The organism is Azoarcus sp. TTM-91 (assembly GCF_012911025.1).
GTDB lineage: Bacteria > Pseudomonadota > Gammaproteobacteria > Burkholderiales > Rhodocyclaceae > Azoarcus.
Map to the genome: position 1 here is coordinate 1 of NZ_WUEI01000106.1, position 15,071 is coordinate 15,071.

Below are 15,071 nucleotides of genomic sequence, written 5' to 3' on the forward strand. Positions count from 1 at the left end.
GGGCGGGAGGGCCAGACCAGGATGACGGGCGAGGGCCCGGCTCTGTCTGTTCGGGATCGGCAGGTGGTACCAGTGGGGAGCACGGCTGCCTGCTGAGATGCCGTGGCCGGCGGCGGCGTGCTCCACTATCCTTCCCGCGCGGCGCCCCGCCCGGTGGCGGGCGCCTCACTTCCGGGAACTGCGCATGCGCGATCTGAAAACGCTGGAAACCTTCTACTGGGTCGCCGTGCTGGGCGGCTTCCGCGCCGCTGCGGCAAAGCTCAACACCACGCAGCCGGCGGTGTCGGCGCGCATCGCGCAACTCGAGGAAGAACTGGGCGTGGAGTTGTTCGACAGCGGCCGGCGGCGCACCGTGCTGACCACCCGGGGCACGGTGCTGCTGTCCTACGTGGAGCGTCTGTTCCAGGTCAAGGCCGAGATGTTGCAGGCGGTGGCCGACCCGGCCGCGTTGCGTGGGAGTTTCCGCCTCGGCGTGTCGGAGACGCTGGTCCATACCTGGCTTTCCGACCTCATCGAGCAGGTGGCCCTCGTCTTTCCGCAAATCGTGCTGGACATCTCGGTGGACGCGACGCGGGAGCTCAAGCGGCATTTGCGGGCGCTGGACATCGATCTCGCGCTCATGGCCGAACCGCTGGAGCATCCGGATGCGCGCAGCCGCAAGCTGTGCGCCTATCCCTACCGTTTCATCGCCTCTGCGGAACTGGCGGAGGCCACCCGGGGCATGGACGACCGCAGCCTGCTCTCCAGCCATCCCATCATCACCTACCCGAAGACCACGGTTTCTGCCGGCGATCTGATCACCACCCTGCAATACCGGCTGGGGCTGACGGCGCCGCGGCTATGGGGCATGTCGTCCATCCAGACCATCGTCGGCATGGTTCGTAGCGGCCGTGGCATCGGCGCGCTCTCGCCGGTCAGCGTGGAGGCCGAACTGGCGAGCGGCGCCCTGCGCATCCTGGACACCGAGGTGCGCCTGCCCGACATGGAGTTCCACTCCGCCTATCTGGTCGGCGTAGACACTTACGTCAAGGCCGCCATCTGCGATCTGGCGCATGAGTCGGCCGCGCGCCACGCCGAGGCGCATGGTCACCCGGCCGAAAGCGACTGATTCTTCCCGCCGCGAAAGTGGAAAAGTGACAAGTGGGTATTTTCTCCCGCTTCGAGAATTCTCTTTGCATTCCCCCTAATGGTGCATTGGATTTGCAGGTGCAGCACGCCTAGCCCCGGCCGCCTCCCGCCTTCCACAGCACTGCGTTGATTGGGCCGCATCCCAAGGATGGTGCATCGCGGCGTCGAAATCGGGGCGCTGCCGGGCGCTCGCTTCCTGATCTGGTTGATCCAGAATTTTTATCGAGGTGATCCAAATACAGAGTTAGGTGATCGCCAATTTCTTTCGAAATAATGGTTTCGCTGCTTGATCCCGGGGCTGTGCAGAACGGCTCTCCGGTGTGCGCTCCGGCGAGTCCCTGGAAAGAAGGCGAGTCGGAGCGGGTGTGGCGGGTCGCAGGGGCGGCCGCCGGCCCAGCGCTCGCGCAGTCCGAAGCGGACATCTTCGACAACTGCCGTTACCGGGCACCAGGAGCGGTGCTGGCGAACGGCAAGCCTTCAAGGATCGACCATGCGAAACCTCCTTCTTGCCACCTCCGTGGCCCTGAGCTGCCTTGCCTCCACCGTGGGTGCCGCCGACCTGCCCAAGACCGAGCTGAAGGTGATCGGCTCGACCAGCAACCTCAGCGTGTGGACCGACCTTGAAAAGGACTGGTACGAGAAAACCATTCCCGCCGCCTCCAAGGGCGCGGTCAAGATCGAAGCGCTGCCGAACGATCTCGCCGGCCTGAAGGGGCCGGAGGTGCTGTCGCTGCTGCAGAACGGCACCATCCAGTTCGCCTCGCAGGCCATCAGCTACATGGCCGGCGACGATCCGCGCTTCGAGGCGGTGGACCTCGCCGCGCTGACGCTGGACGTGCCCACCGCACGCAAGGCCATCGACGCCTACCGCCCGGTGCTGGAGAAGGCTCTGGCCGAGCGCTTCAACATCAAGCTGCTGGGAATGGCGCCGCTCACCGCCCAGGTCTTCTGGTGCCGTGAGCCGGTCCATGGCGTGGCGGACCTGAAGGGCAAGAAGATCCGCGTGTTCAACGCAACCCTGGCCGACATGGTCAAGGGTGTGGGCGGCTCCAGCGTCACCATTCCCTTCGTCGAGGCGGTGCCCGCGCTGCAGCGCGGGGTGGCCGACTGCGGCGTGACTGGGGTCGTCTCCGGCTACCGCGCCAAGTGGTACGAAGTCACCAAGACGCTGTACCCGCTCAACGCCGGCTGGAGCACCATTTTCTGGGCCGCCAACATGGATGCCTGGAAGGCGCTGCCGCCGCAAACCCAGGCCTTCCTCGCCGATCAGTACAAGCAGATGGAAACCCGCCTCGGCGATCTGGCCATCCAGAACGATGGCGAAGCGATGAACTGCGCCACTGGTACCCACTGCAAGACGGCCGACGCCGGCCGGATGGTGTTCCAACCCATCAGCGAACAGGACCAGGCCGAGCGCCTGCGCCTGCTGCAGAACGACGTGCTGCCCGCCTGGGCCAAGCGCTGCGGCAAGGCCTGCGCGGATGAGTGGAACAACACCGTCGGCAAAGCACTCGGCCTGAAGGCGGAAGCGAAGTGAAGGACGGTTCCCGCCTGCTGACGCTGTGCGGCAAGGTTTCGGACGCGGGCGTCATCGCCTGCGGTTTCCTGATCTTGGCTGCCAGCCTGATGATCGGTGTGGAGGTAGTGGCGCGCAAGCTCTTCGGCTGGAGCCTGGAGGGGGCGGATGAGCTTTCCGGCTACGTGCTCGCCATCACCAGTACCTGGGCGCTGTCGGCCACGCTGCTGGGGCGCCGCCACATCCGCATCGACTCGCTTTACAACGTGCTGCCGGCCAGGTTCCGGCTGGCGCTGGACCTGCTGTCGCTGCTGGCGATGATCGTGTTCTTCGGCTTCGTGCTGCGCTTTGGCTGGGACCTGTTCATGCGCAGCGTGAACCTGGGCGCCCGCGCCATGACACCGCTGGCCACGCCGCTGGCGATTCCCCAGGGTCTGTGGCTGGCCGGCCTGGCGGTGTTCCTGCTGGTGGCGCTGTGCCTGCTGGGCAAGACCCTGCAACACCTGCTGGCAGGCCGCGGCAATGCTGCCATGGCGCTGGTTTCCAGCCGCAGTGCCGAGGAGGAGGTTGCCGAGGAGGTGCGCGACCTGGAACGGCGTAACGCGGCCGCACAGGCCAAGCTCAAGGACGCTACCGAACTCAGGGAGGCAACATGATAGGCACAGCCGCCGGGGGCATGCTGCTGCTGCTCGCCCTCTCCATTCCGGTCGCCGCGGCGATGGGCCTGGTTGGGCTCATGCTGGGCGAGATGTATTCACCGCTGTCCATCTACAAGGCGGTGGGCCAGATGGCCTGGAACGCCGGTAACGACCCCATCCTGGTGTCCATTCCCTTCTTCGTGCTGCTGGGTGAGTTGCTGCTGCGCTCCGGCATCGGCGAGGGCATGTATGGCGCGATGGTGAAGTGGTTGTCGTGGCTGCCGGGCGGGCTGATGCATTCCAACATCGGTACTTCGGCCATCTTCTCCGCCACCTGCGGCTCCAGCGTGGCGACCGCCGCCACGGTGGGCACGGTCGCCATTCCGCAGTGCGGCCGCTACGGCTACAACGAGCGGCTGTTCCTCGGCACGGTTGCGGCCGGCGGCACCCTGGGCATCCTGATTCCGCCAAGCATCAACCTGGTGGTGTACGGGGCGCTCACCAACACTTCGATTCCGGCGCTGTACATGGCGGCCATGCTGCCCGGCATCCTGCTGGCCCTGCTGTTCATGGTCACCATCCTGCTGTGCTGCCTGGTGAAGCCGGAGATGGGCGGCAAACGGCTGCGGGCGAGCTGGGCGGAGCGCATCGCCTCGTTGAAGGACCTGCTGCCGCCGCTTGCCATCTTCGTGCTGGTGGTGGGTTCGATCTACATCGGGGTTGCCACGCCCACCGAAGCCGCCGCGCTGGGCGTGCTCGGCTCGCTGTTCCTGGTCTGGATCACAGGCAGGCTCAACTGGGGAATGTTGCGCAGTGCCCTTGAAGGCACGCTGCTCACCACCGGCATGATGCTGGCCATCATCATCGGCGCCTACTTCCTCAACTTCGTGCTCGGTTCGGTGGGCATCACCCGCGGTGTTTCCACCTTCGTGCAGGAGCTGGATCTGCCGCCCATGGTCACCATGCTCGCCATCGTCGCCTTCTATTTCGTGCTCGGCATGTTCATGGAGACGTTGTCGATGATGGTCGCCACCGTGCCCATCATCGCCCCGGTGGTGGTGGCGCTGGGGTTCGACCCGGTGTGGTTCGGCATCCTGGTGGTGCTATTGATCGAGACGGCGATGATCACCGGCCCGGTCGGCATCAACCTCTTCGTCGTCCAGGGGTTGCGCAAATCGGGCGGCATCAACGATGTGATCGTCGGCGCCTTGCCCTTCGTCGGTACGCTGCTGGCGATGATCGCGCTGATGCTGGCGGTGCCCGATGTCGCACTGCTGCTGCCGCGCCTGTTCGGGGGCTGACTCTCCGGCCGCCAATTCCTGCGGCTGAGGCCACCTCCAACCAAAACCAAACCAACCCACCCAATCCGATTCATGACACCACAAGGGTCCGCTCCCCGGCGGAGCGGACCCGGGGCCGGCTCGCGCCTGCGCCCCGTCCATCCCTGAAGCCAAGGAGTCTTCACATGAGCACCGCCCCCTTCAAGCCCACGCTGGCCGACATCGAAGCTGCTGCCGACCGCATCGCCGGCCACATCGTCGCCACGCCGCTGTTCGAGAACGATGCGCTGAACGCGCTCACCGGCGCGCGCATTCTGCTCAAGGCCGAGGTGCTGCAGCACACCGGCTCCTTCAAGTTCCGCGGCGCCTACAACCGCGTTTCCCAATTCACCCCGGAACAGAAGAAGGCCGGCATCGTCGCCTGGTCTTCCGGCAACCACGCGCTGGCGGTGTCGGCGGTGGCGGCCAAGCTGGGCGTGCAGGCCACCATCCTGATGCCCTCGGATGCGCCGCGGGCCAAGGTAGAAGGCGCCCGCGCGCTGGGCGGCAACGTGCGCCTCTACGACCGCAAGACCGAGAGCCGCGAAGCCATAGGCGCCGAGATCGCCGGCCGCACCGGCGCCGTCATCGTGCCGCCCTACGACGATCCCTATGTGATCACCGGCCAAGGCACGGTCGGCCTCGAAATGGTGCGTCAGGCCCGCGCGCAGGGGCTGGAACTGGATGCGGTGCTCGGCAACTGCAGCGGCGGCGGCCTCATCTCCGGCATCGCCTCTGCGGTGAAGGCGCTGTCGCCCGCCACCGCGGTGTACGCGGTGGAGCCGGCCGAATTCGACGATACCGCGCGTTCGCTGGCGGCCGGCGAGCGGCTGAAGAACCCCGCCGGGCGCGAGTCGATCTGCGACGCGCTGCAGGTCGCCATTCCGGGCGAGATCACCTTCCCGATCATGCAGCAGACCTTGGCCGGCGGCCTCGCGGTGACCGACGACGAAGTCCGCGATGCCATCCGCTTCGGCTACAAGGCGCTCAAGCTGGTGCTGGAGCCGGGTGGAGCGGCAGCGCTGGCGGCGGTGCTCAGCGGCAAGCTCGACGTCGCCGGCAAGACCGTGGGCGTGGTGCTGAGCGGCGGCAACGTCGACCCCGAGAACTTCGCCGCCTGGATCGCGGCGTAAGCGCATTCCCCTGCGGCCGGCCGGCGCCAGTGCTGGCGGAGGCCGTCCCTCCTTCCTACACGGAGATTTCCATGCTGGACAAAAACAGCCCGCAGTACGCGCGCGTGGCGCGCACCATAGACGACTTCATGAGCCTGGACCTCACCGGCGTCGGCTCCATCCGCAACATTCGCGCGGCGGTGGGAAAGCGCCAGCCCGGCTACAACTGCATGGGCGCGGCCGAGCTCATCGTCGCCAGCCTGGATGGCAAGAAAGGCCCGGTGATGATACTCACCGGCTTCCCCGAAGGCGGCGGTGTGCCGGAAACCGACGGTCCGGTGGGCGCGGCCATGCTGGCGCGCGCGCTCTTCCTCGGCTTCGGCGTCGAGACGGTGATCGTGGTCGATGAAGACTGGGCCGACATGATGCGCGCCACCTGCATGGGCGCCGGCATGTCGCCGCGCGATCTGCCGGCCTCCGGCAAGATCGAGCCGATTCCCTTCCTGCGCCCGGTCTACATCAAGACCGTGCCCAAGGACACGCCGAGCTGCCACCGCATCGCCGACGAACTGCTGACCGAGACCACGCCGGCGCTGCTGATCGCCATTGAGCGCCCGGGCGCCAACGCGAACGGCCTCTACCACGGCCTCGGTGGCCGTCCGCTGGACGGCATGGTCGGCGATCTCGACTACCTGTTCCGCCAGGCCAAGCAGAAAGGCATTCCCACCATAGGCATCGGCGACGGCGGCAATGAAATGGGCATGGGCGTGATCGCCGAAGACCTGCCGGAGTTCTCGCCCAAGGCGCGCGATTGCGGCATCCCCGGCCGTGGCGGGGTGGCGGCGGCGACAGCGGCCGACTTCCTGGTGGTGTCCAACGTCTCCAACTGGGGGGCCACCGGCATCATCGCCGCGCTGGCCGCGCTGCTGGAGAACCCGGTGGTATTCCACGACGCCGAGCTGGAAATCCGCAGCATCGAGCTGTGCGTGGGCAACGGCGGAGTGGACGGCATGTTCATGGCGCCGGAACCGGCGGTGGACGGCCTGCCCGCCATCGAGTGGGAAGGATTGATCCGCACCCTGCGCTTCACCGTGCTGCGCACCCTGGGCGACGTGGTCAACTGGAAGGGCGACCGCGGCGACTGGCGCCAGATCAAGTAATCCGCACCCCACGCACGAAGGAGAACCACACATGAGCGGAAAAATCGCGGCCCGTCTGGCCGAACTCGGCATCGAGCTGCCGGCGGGCAATACCCCGCGCGGCAAGTACGTGCCCTACGTCATCACCGGCAATCTGGTGTTCATCGCCGGGCAGGGTCCGCGCCGCAATGGCGAGATGATCTACGCCGGCAAGGTCGGCAAGGATCTGGACATCGCCGGCGGCCAGGCCGCCGCCGCGCTGTGCACGGTGAACTTGCTGTCGCACCTCGCCACCGCCTGCGGCGGCAACCTGGACCGCGTGCGCCGCGCGGTGCGCATCGCCGGGCTGGTGAACTGCGGCCCGGACTTCACCGAGCACGCCAAGGTGATGGACGGCGCATCCTCGCTGCTGCATGAGGTTTTCGGCGAGGTCGGCAGCCACGCCCGCATCGCCTCGGGCGCGATGTCGCTGCCGTCCAACATGGCGGTGGAAGTGGAAGGCGTATTCGAGATCGACTGAGCGAAGGCTTGCCGGGGCCTCCCTTCTTCGCCTGCGAAGGAGAATGCCCCGGCAGCCGGACGAGCTCAGAACAGCGCGCGCACGGTGAGCATCAGGTTGCGTGGCTCGCCATACCAGTTGCCGCTGCTGGCCCGGGTGCTCAGGGTCTGGTAGTAGCTGCGGTCGAACAGGTTGTTGATGTTGAGCGAGGCCGTCCAGTGCGCGTCGATGCGGTACTGGGCGAAGGCGTTCCACACCGCGTAGCCGCTCTGGCTGGCCTTGTAGTTGCTGCCGGTGACGTAGTAGCTGCTCTGCGCGTTCACGCCGCCGCCGATCCGCCACTTATTGAGTTCGCCCGGCAGTTGCCAGCTGCTCCACAGCTTGAACAGGTGCTTGGGCGTGATGGTGCTGTAGGGCACGTCGTCCGCCTGGCGGTTCTCGTTGTAGTTGTAGGTGTAGCCGGCTGCGACCTGCAGGCGTGGCAGCAGCTCGCCGCTGACTTCGGCGTCGAAGCCCTTGCTGACGATCTTGCCCATGGCGACGTAGCAGCAGGCCTGGCCGACGCCGTTGCTGCCGTCATTGCTCTCACGCACGCCTTCGCCCTCGCGCTCGATGCGGTAGAGCGCGAAGGCGGTGTTCAGGCGCCCGCCCAGCAGCTCGCCCTTGATGCCGACTTCCACGCTGCGGCCGGTGATCGGGTCGAGCTGGGTGCCGGGCAGCGGGCCGGCCAGCAGGCCGCCTTGCGGCTTGTATATCTTGGCGAGGCTGCCATACAGCGTCCACGCGTCGTTGAGGTCGTAGATCAGTCCGCCGTAAGGGGTGACGATCTTGCTTTCCTTGTAGCGGGTGATGGAGCGGCTGGTGATGGCGCCGCCGACGTCGTACATGTTGAAGGCGGAGTCGTAGTCGTAATCCGCCTGGCGTCCCCCAAGCACCAGGTGCAGCGGCTCGGCCAGTTGCAGCTTCAGCTTGCCGTAGAGGCCGCGCTGGGTGGCGCCGTAGTCTGGCCACTCCTGGTAGATGCGGGAGCCGACCGGCCGCGGCGCCCCGGCGGGGTCAAAGTTGCCCAGGGTCACCGGCTGGGGAGCGCTGCCGGCGTACACCAGGGTGGAGTAGTACTGGGTGTGGTCTATCTCCTGGCCGTCGGTGCCCAGCACCAGTTGATGCCTGCCACCGAGGAGCTCGAAGGCGCCGGTCAGGCTGAGGTCGTAGCTGGTCTTGCGCGACTCGTAGCCCTAGCCCCAGCCGGCGAAGCTCAAGGGGCCGGTGTCGGGCGTGCCGGAATAGCTGCCGGCTTCCTCATAGCCCTTGCGGTCCATGTAGTTGCCGCTGATCTTCACCTTCCAGTCGTCGTTGAAGTTGTGCTCCAGGGCGGCGAAACCTTCGGAGGTGATGTAGCTGCCGTGGGCCCACGCCGGCATCAGCGCGGTGTCGCGCGACAAACCGGCATCGGAGCCGTCGCTGTTGCGTGGCAGGCCGCCCCAGTTGGGTTTGCGCCTGCGGTCTTCGTAGCTGCCGCCCACCGTCAGCACGGTGCGTGGGCCGAGGTCGAGTTCCAGCACGCCGTAGATGAACTGGTTGCGGTCCTCGGCGGTGTCGTAGTGGAAACCCCTGTCCATGTAGGAGGCGACGAGGCGGCCGCGCAGCTTGCCCTCGAAGGCCAGCGGGCCGGTGGCATCCACCTCGGCACGGTAGTTCTCCCAGCTGCCGGCCGACACGCTGCCTTGGAACTGCGGCGTGGCCAGCGCGCGCTTGCGCACCAGGTTCACCGTGCCGCCGGCTTCGCCGGTGCCGGAAAAGAGGCCGTCGGCGCCGCGCAGCACCTCGACGTGGTCGTACATCGCCAGGTTGGGGTTGAAGTAGAAGTTGCTGTAGGCATCGACGCTGGAGCCGTCGATCTGCATGTTGCTGACCTGGAAGCCGCGCGCGTAGATGGCGCCCACATCGCCGCCAGCGGCGCTGGTGGTGGTGATGCCGGTGGTGTGGGCAAGCACGTCGCCTACGCTGGTGAGCTGCTGGTCTTCGATCTGCTGCCGGGTGACGACGGTGATGGACTGGGGAATCTCGCGCAGGCTGGCGCCCTTGGCCATGGCGACGTTGCTGCTGGCGTAGGAGCCGCTGCCCTCGGTGGTGCTGTCGTTCAGCGTGGTGGCCTGCACGTGCACCTCGCCCAGCAGGCTGTCCTTCTGCGCCGGGGCGATGGTGTAAGCCTGCTCGCCGGTTTCACGCAGCACCAGACCGGAGCCGCCCAGCAGCTGTTCCAGCGCGGCGCGGGTGTCGAACTGGCCGCGCAGCGCGCGGGCCTGATGCTTTTCGGTGAGATCGGTGGAGAACACGATGCGGGCGCCGGTCTGGGCGGCGAGGGCGTTCAACGCCTGGTCCAGGCGCTGGGCCGGGATGTCCAGCTGGCGGGGCGCCTGCTGGGCATGGGCGAGGCTGGCGAGCAGCAGCGCGCCGGCGAGGGCGCCCAGGCGCAGGCCGCGGCCGGCGATGCCACCCGCGTGCGGGCGGGAGCGGGCAGGTGTGGAGGGGCGATGGCGTGTCACGCGGATGATCCTCTTGAGTGGTCCATGCTGGGGTTTCAAGAGGGTTGGCGTTTCAGCCGGCGGCGATGTTGAGGTCGCTCCGCAAAAAAGTCAGCGCGTGCGGCTGGCCACGCTGATGGCGCCGTCGGCCGCCCGGGACACACGCACCGGCAGCACCTGCGGCAAGGTGTCGAGCAGGCGTTCCATGCCGGCGATGTCGTATTCGCCCGAAAGGCGCAGGCCGCCGGCTGCCGCGTCTTCCAGCGTGATCGGCGCCTTGCGGTAGCGCTGGATCTCGGCCAGCGCCTCGCGCAAGGGCGTGCCATCGAACATCAGCTTGCCGCGCTGCCAGGCCTCGACCCGGGCGAGAGTGACCGGCTGCGGCGTGTCGATGCGGCCGTTGCCGGCCTGCACCAGTTCGCCGGCGCGGGCGATGCGCGGCGCGCTGCCCGGCCGGGTGATCTCCACGCTGCCTTCGGTGACGCCCACCCGGAGTTGCTCCGCATCGAGGCGGTGAACATCGAAGGCGGTGCCGATGTCGCGCACCGCGACCTCGCCGCTGCGGACGATGAAGGGCCGCGGGCCGTGGGCCACGCTGAAGAAGGCCTGGCCGCCGGCGAGTTCGAACTGGCGGCTGCGCAGCCGCTGTTCGACCCGCAGCACGGTGCCGGTATTCAGCGTCACCCGGCTGCCGTCGGCGAGATTCACCACCAGCCGCTCCCCCACCGCGGTGCGCAGTTCCGCCACATGCCACGCCGGGTCGGCCACGACCACCGCGGCGAGCAGGGCGAGGGCGAGGCCGCTGGCGGCGAGGCGCTTGTTGCGGCTCTGGCGCTGCTGCTGGCGCAGGGTCTGGGCACGGCCTTCGGCGAGCAGGGCTTCGCGCGAAGGGAAGCGCTCGCGCAGCGCTTCCTTGAAGGGCTGCAGGGCGTCGCCGGCGGCCGCAGGTGCTTCGCCGGTGCGCCGTGGCGGCTCGCTCATCCGGGCCTCCGGCGGCCATGGCACGCGGACCTGGCCGGCTCCCAGTGGCGCAGGATGCCGTCCATCGCCCGGCCGAAATGCTGGGTGACCATGTTGCGGGAGATGCCCGGCTCGGCGGCGATCTCCGCCTGCGGCATGTCGTGGATGCAATGCAGCAGGAACACCTGGCGCGCCCGCGGCGGCATGGCCTCGATGATGCGGGCGAGCGCTTCCAGCTGCTGCTGGAAGTCCAGCGCGGCGGCGCCGTCCAGGCTGTGGGTGTGGATGTCCGGCAACTCGGCCACCGGCTCGATCAGCGCGAGGCGGCTGCTGTCGGCGCGGAAGCGGTCTATCGTCCGGTTGTTGGAGACCCGGCGCAGGAAGGCCAGCGGCGTGCGGATCTGTTCCCGCGGCGGGTTCTCCATCAGCTCCACGCAGACGTCGTGCACCACCTCGCGCGCATGGCTGCGGTCGCCGAAGCGGCGGCGGATGTAATCCACCAGTTCGTCGTAGTGACGCTCCAGGGCGGCGAGCAGGGTGGGGTTCAGAACGGTGGGAGGCATGCGCTGGCGGTGGAACGGTGAGCGCAGAATTCTAAACGAGAATCGTTGTCTTTTAGAGAGAAAGCGGCCCGGAGGTGCGCCAAAAAGCAGAGGGGCTGGAAAACCAGCCCCTCCCGTACGACCGTGGCAGCGGCGCCATGCCGCGCAGGCCCCGCTGCCCGCGCCGCTCTTACCAGAGCTGCCCGCGTTCGGCGATCATCTTGCGCACCATGGCGTCGAAGAACTTCACCGCGAAGCCGCTATCGCGGATGAGCATCTGGGTGAGGTCTGCACAGCGCTGGCCGATGGCGTCCGGCAGGTGGGTGTCCTCGCCGGGGATCTGGCCGGCGTGGCACTGGATTTCGGCCGCGCGCTGCACCGTCCACAGCAGGAAGAAGGTCTTGGCGATGTCCATTTCGCCAACCGCCACGCCGTGGTTGCGCAGCACCAGGATGTGCTTGTCGCCCAAGCTGGCGAGCATGCGCACCTTCTCTTCGGCGAACAGGGTGATGCCTTCGAAGGTGTGGTAGCCGACGCGGCCATACAGCTGGGCGCCGTAGAAATTGTCCTGGCTGAAGCCGGCCTTCTTCTGCGCCACCGCGGACACCGCGTTGGTATGGGTGTGGATCACGCAGTGGATGTCTTCACGCGCGCCGTGGATGGCGCTGTGCAGGGCGAAGCCGGCCGGGTTGGCGTCGTAGGGCGAGGGTTCCACCTTGTTGCCCTGCAGGTCCACCTTCAGCAGGTTGGCCGGGGTGACTTCGGTGTAGTTCAGGCCGAAGGGGTTCACCAGGTAGTAGTTGTCGCCGCCGGGCAGGCGGGCGGAGATGTGGTTGAAGATGGTCTCGGTCCAGCCGAAGTAGTCCACCAGGTGGTAGCAGTGGGCGAGCTGGATGCGCAGGGCCCATTCTTCATCGCTGCAGTTTGCCGGTTTGACGACGGCGGGCTTGATGGCGGCGTTCATGGCGATTCCTTGATGAGAGAGGGGAGGGAGGGTTCAGGCGCTTGCAGCGGCGGCCTGAGTGGCGGTGGAGCTTGAATGCTTCTCGCCGTGGAAGCGGGCGAGGCCGATGATCTTGCGCGTCACCGTCATCGGAATGTCGAAACGGGCCGCAAGTTCGAGCACCGCGTCGCCGATGGAGCCCAGCTCCAGCGCGCGGCCGCGCTCGTAGTCCTGCAGCATGGAGGTGCGAACCGGGCCCATGGCGGCGCCGAGCTCGAGGAAGGTGAGCGGGTCGATTTCCACCCTGGCGCCGTAACTGGCGGCCACCAGCAGCACCTCCTGCATGATGGCGATCACCGTGTCGCGCAGCGCCGGCTCGGTGTACAGCTCCTCCAGCGTGGCGCCGGCCACCACCGACAGCGGGTTGGTGCTGGCGTTGGCGATGATCTTGGTCCACAGCTTGTCGCGGATGCGCTCCAGCGGCCGCGCCTCGATGCCGGCGGCGGCCACCACCGCGCACAGGCGCTGCAGGCGCTCGCTGCTGCTGTTGTCCGGCTCGCCGAACATCATCAGGTGCGGGTTCTTGGCGGTCACCTGGCCGGGCGCGCTGGCTTCGGCGGTGATGAAGACGACGGTACCCATGATCTGCGTCAGCGGCAGCAGGGCGCTGACGCTGCCCGCCGGGTCCACCGCTTCCACGGTGCTGCCGGCGAAGCGGCCGCCCTCGCCGTGGAAGTACCACCAGGGCACGCCGTTGATGGCTGGCACCACGATGGTGTTCTCGTCCACCAGCGGTTTGACCTGCTGCAGCAGGGCGGCGATATCCTGCGACTTGCAGCACAGGAAGATGATGTCCTGCACGCCGAAGTCGGCGGCGGTGCCGGCGTTCACCGGCACGGTGTGGGTGCCTTCCAGGTCGGTCAGGACGATGCCCTGGCTGCTTAGGGTTTCCAGCGTGGCGCCGCGGGCGAGCACGCTCACGTCCTGGCCGGACATGGCGAGCCGCGCGGCGATGGTGCAGCCGATGGCGCCGGCGCCGGCGATGCAGATGCGTTGTTTGGGGGCTGGGGATGTCATGGTCGGCTCCATGGTTTTAGGCAGGCAATGCGGCCCGTTTTGTCGGTCCGCCTGAGTGCCTTTGTTCTTGCCGGGGTCGCCGGTCGCTTTGTGTCGTGTGGAAGGGCCCGCTGTTGGCGGGCGCCTTCCTGGTCGGAGTCCTGGGGAGGCTCACCGGAGCGCTCAGCTGGAGAGCATCGCCTGATGCTTCCCGCCCAGCCCCAGATAAGCCTCGATGACCCTGGGATCATCCTTCAACTGCGCCGCCGGTCCCTCCATCGCGATCTGGCCGGTCTCCAGCACATAGGCGTAGTCGGCCACCTGGAGTGCGGCGCGGGCGTTCTGCTCCACCAGCAGGATGGACACGCCGCGGCGTCTCAGCTCGGCGATGATGCGGAAGATCTCCCGCACGATGAGCGGCGCCAGCCCCAGGCTGGGCTCGTCCAGCATCAGGAGCTTGGGCTTGGCCATCAGCGCCCGGCCCACCGCCAGCATCTGGCGCTCGCCGCCGGAGAGCGTGCCGGCGAGCTGGCCGCGGCGCTCCTTCAGCCGCGGGAAGAGGGCATACACCTCTTCCATGGTCTGGCCGTGGTCTCGCTTGCCCATGCGGTAGCGCTGGAAGGCGCCCAGGGTGAGGTTGTCTTCCACCGTCATCTCGCCGAAGAGCTCGCGCTTCTCCGGCACCAGGTTCATGCCGCGGGCGACCATGCGCTCGACTTCCGGCACGATCTCGATGGCGCCGTCGAAACCCACCTGGCCCTTGGATTCGAGCACGCCCATGATGGCCGAGAGCATCGTCGTCTTGCCGGCGCCGTTGGGGCCGATGACGGTGACGATCTGGCCTTCGCCCACCACCAGATTGGCGTTGGTGAGCGCTTCGACCTTGCCGTAGGACACGCACAGGTCCTGCACTTCCAGCACCTTGCTGGCGGGCTGGTTGCTCGGGTTGCTTTGGCTACCTTGCTGATTGCTCATGCTCATCACTCCACGCCGCCCAGGTAGGCTTCGAGCACCTTGGGGTTCTGCTGCACTTCTTCCGGGAGCCCCTCGGCGATCTTCTCGCCGAACTCCATCACCACCACCCGATCCACCAGGCCCATGACGAAGTCCATGTCGTGCTCGACCAGCAGGATGGCCATGCCTTCGGCGCGCAGCTTCTTCAGCAGCTCGCCCAGGGCTTCCTTCTCCTTGTAGCGCAGGCCGGCGGCCGGTTCGTCCAGCAGCAAGAGGCAGGGGTCGGAGCACAGGGCGCGCGCGATCTCGAGGATGCGCTGCTGGCCCAGGGCGAGGCTGCCGGCTTCGTCGTACATGTGCGGGGCCAGGCCCACGCGTTCGATCTGGCGGGCCGCTTCGGCCAGCAGCCGGGCTTCTTCGTTGCGGTCCAGCCGCCAGGCGGAGGCGAGCACGCCCTTGTCGCCGCGCAGGTGGCCGCCGATGGCGACGTTCTCGAGCACGCTCATGGTGGGCAAGAGCTTCACATGCTGGAAGGTGCGGCTCATGCCCATGCGGGCGATCTCGCGCGAGTCGTGGCCGGCCACCGGTTTGCCGAGGAAGCGCACTTCGCCGGAGGTGGGGGTGTCGACGCCGGAGAGCTGGTTGAACATGGTGCTTTTGCCGGCGCCGTTGGGGCCGATCAGCGCCAGGATTTCGCCGGCCTTCACTTCCAGGCTCATGTTGTTGTTGGCGACGAGGCC

14 protein-coding genes and 1 pseudogene are annotated in these 15,071 nt (G+C 67.5%); 7 read left to right on the forward strand and 8 right to left on the reverse strand.

Going from position 1 to position 15,071, the window contains the following annotated elements; all coding sequences use genetic code 11:
• Positions 1-184: 184 nt before the first annotated feature.
• The 7 genes from GRF61_RS19735 (at position 185) to GRF61_RS19765 (ending at position 7,372) form a co-directional block, all read left to right on the forward strand.
• Complete coding sequence (locus GRF61_RS19735) at positions 185-1,108, forward strand: LysR family transcriptional regulator (protein WP_169152339.1); 924 nt, start codon at positions 185-187, stop codon at positions 1,106-1,108.
• Between the two features lie 510 nt (positions 1,109-1,618).
• Entirely contained in the window at positions 1,619-2,665 is a 1,047-nt protein-coding gene (locus GRF61_RS19740; protein WP_169152340.1) for a TRAP transporter substrate-binding protein, read from the forward strand.
• On the forward strand, positions 2,662-3,300 hold the full coding sequence (locus GRF61_RS19745) for a TRAP transporter small permease (protein WP_169152341.1): 639 nt from the start codon (positions 2,662-2,664) through the stop codon (positions 3,298-3,300). Before GRF61_RS19740 ends, GRF61_RS19745 begins: the two co-directional genes overlap by 4 nt.
• The gene (locus GRF61_RS19750; RefSeq protein WP_169152342.1) at positions 3,297-4,583 is read left to right on the forward strand and encodes a TRAP transporter large permease; all 1,287 of its coding nucleotides are present in this window, start codon (positions 3,297-3,299) and stop codon (positions 4,581-4,583) included. The genes GRF61_RS19745 and GRF61_RS19750 overlap by 4 nt, the downstream gene beginning before the upstream one ends.
• A gap of 164 nt (positions 4,584-4,747) precedes the next feature.
• Positions 4,748-5,734, forward strand: coding sequence for a threonine/serine dehydratase (locus GRF61_RS19755; protein ID WP_169152343.1), 987 nt, complete (start codon positions 4,748-4,750; stop codon positions 5,732-5,734).
• Between the two features lie 71 nt (positions 5,735-5,805).
• Positions 5,806-6,873 (forward strand): DUF4392 domain-containing protein, encoded by a 1,068-nt coding sequence (locus GRF61_RS19760; RefSeq protein WP_211166098.1) that lies wholly within the window; start codon positions 5,806-5,808, stop codon positions 6,871-6,873.
• Between the two features lie 31 nt (positions 6,874-6,904).
• Entirely contained in the window at positions 6,905-7,372 is a 468-nt protein-coding gene (locus tag GRF61_RS19765; RefSeq protein ID WP_169152344.1) for a RidA family protein, read from the forward strand.
• 65 nt (positions 7,373-7,437) lie between these two features.
• Here the strand turns inward: GRF61_RS19765 and GRF61_RS19770 are convergent.
• The 8 genes and pseudogenes from GRF61_RS19770 to GRF61_RS19805 all read right to left on the reverse strand — a co-directional run.
• Positions 7,438-8,556: pseudogene (locus tag GRF61_RS19770) on the reverse strand (TonB-dependent receptor); the annotation flags it as partial.
• Between the two features lie 30 nt (positions 8,557-8,586).
• Positions 8,587-9,897: a TonB-dependent receptor plug domain-containing protein gene (locus GRF61_RS19775; RefSeq protein ID WP_169152345.1), complete on the reverse strand. Its 1,311-nt coding sequence runs from the start codon at positions 9,895-9,897 to the stop codon at positions 8,587-8,589.
• 90 nt (positions 9,898-9,987) lie between these two features.
• Complete coding sequence (locus GRF61_RS19780; protein WP_211166099.1) at positions 9,988-10,857, reverse strand: FecR domain-containing protein; 870 nt, start codon at positions 10,855-10,857, stop codon at positions 9,988-9,990.
• Entirely contained in the window at positions 10,854-11,399 is a 546-nt protein-coding gene (locus GRF61_RS19785; RefSeq protein WP_169152346.1) for an RNA polymerase sigma factor, read from the reverse strand. The genes GRF61_RS19780 and GRF61_RS19785 overlap by 4 nt, the downstream gene beginning before the upstream one ends.
• 169 nt (positions 11,400-11,568) lie before the next feature.
• The gene (locus GRF61_RS19790; RefSeq protein ID WP_133594272.1) at positions 11,569-12,342 is read right to left on the reverse strand and encodes a class II aldolase/adducin family protein; all 774 of its coding nucleotides are present in this window, start codon (positions 12,340-12,342) and stop codon (positions 11,569-11,571) included.
• 33 nt (positions 12,343-12,375) lie between these two features.
• A complete protein-coding gene (locus GRF61_RS19795; RefSeq protein ID WP_169152347.1) occupies positions 12,376-13,398 on the reverse strand; it encodes a 2-dehydropantoate 2-reductase in 1,023 nt (340 codons plus the stop codon).
• A gap of 162 nt (positions 13,399-13,560) precedes the next feature.
• On the reverse strand, positions 13,561-14,352 hold the full coding sequence (locus GRF61_RS19800) for an ABC transporter ATP-binding protein (protein ID WP_169152348.1): 792 nt from the start codon (positions 14,350-14,352) through the stop codon (positions 13,561-13,563).
• Positions 14,353-14,357: 5 nt separating this feature from the next.
• On the reverse strand, positions 14,358-15,071 hold a 714-nt coding region (locus GRF61_RS19805), incomplete at its 5' end, for an ABC transporter ATP-binding protein (RefSeq protein WP_169152349.1).

Bases quoted from the DNA above. Each gene is read 5' to 3' on its own strand.
- GRF61_RS19760 (WP_211166098.1), top strand. From the start codon at position 5,806: ATGCTGGACAAAAACAGCCCGCAGTACGCGCGCGTGGCGCGCACCATA.
- GRF61_RS19780 (WP_211166099.1), bottom strand. From the start codon at position 10,857: ATGAGCGAGCCGCCACGGCGCACCGGCGAAGCACCTGCGGCCGCCGGC.
- GRF61_RS19765 (WP_169152344.1), top strand. From the start codon at position 6,905: ATGAGCGGAAAAATCGCGGCCCGTCTGGCCGAACTCGGCATCGAGCTG.
- GRF61_RS19790 (WP_133594272.1), bottom strand. From the start codon at position 12,342: ATGAACGCCGCCATCAAGCCCGCCGTCGTCAAACCGGCAAACTGCAGC.
- GRF61_RS19795 (WP_169152347.1), bottom strand. From the start codon at position 13,398: ATGACATCCCCAGCCCCCAAACAACGCATCTGCATCGCCGGCGCCGGC.
- GRF61_RS19785 (WP_169152346.1), bottom strand. From the start codon at position 11,399: ATGCCTCCCACCGTTCTGAACCCCACCCTGCTCGCCGCCCTGGAGCGT.
- GRF61_RS19750 (WP_169152342.1), top strand. From the start codon at position 3,297: ATGATAGGCACAGCCGCCGGGGGCATGCTGCTGCTGCTCGCCCTCTCC.
- GRF61_RS19740 (WP_169152340.1), top strand. From the start codon at position 1,619: ATGCGAAACCTCCTTCTTGCCACCTCCGTGGCCCTGAGCTGCCTTGCC.
- GRF61_RS19735 (WP_169152339.1), top strand. From the start codon at position 185: ATGCGCGATCTGAAAACGCTGGAAACCTTCTACTGGGTCGCCGTGCTG.
- GRF61_RS19800 (WP_169152348.1), bottom strand. From the start codon at position 14,352: ATGAGCAATCAGCAAGGTAGCCAAAGCAACCCGAGCAACCAGCCCGCC.
- GRF61_RS19755 (WP_169152343.1), top strand. From the start codon at position 4,748: ATGAGCACCGCCCCCTTCAAGCCCACGCTGGCCGACATCGAAGCTGCT.